Origin of the sequence: Massilia genomosp. 1 (assembly GCF_011682185.1) — a bacterium.
Taxonomy (GTDB): domain Bacteria; phylum Pseudomonadota; class Gammaproteobacteria; order Burkholderiales; family Burkholderiaceae_D; genus Telluria_A; species Telluria_A rubra.
In genome coordinates, this window is the sequence record NZ_WHJF01000648.1 from 1 (window position 1) to 251 (window position 251).

1 protein-coding gene is annotated in these 251 nt (G+C 53.8%); it reads right to left on the bottom strand.

The features are described from left to right. Positions 1-251, bottom strand: a 251-nt coding sequence (locus tag F1735_RS37265; RefSeq protein WP_229506112.1) for a transposase, incomplete at both ends; no start/stop codon positions are given.

Consider the following 251-nt stretch of genomic DNA (forward strand, 5'->3'; position numbering starts at 1 on the left):
CTCGTCACCAAACGGCCGCTTGCCGGGCCGCAGAACGGCAGCGATCAAGCCGCCCGACGCGCCGTCGAAGATCATCAACGGCAGGTAGCAGGTCGAACGGTAGTGGTGGTTATAGAACGCCAGCGGCGGAAATTTGCAAGCTAGTTGTCGCCTAAATACGATTTTTACGCTGCTTTTTTGAGTGCTTGATTTTTCTCCTTTTTGGTGACGGCTTCCGTGACACTTTTTTCGGGATTGAGGTGTACCGTCGT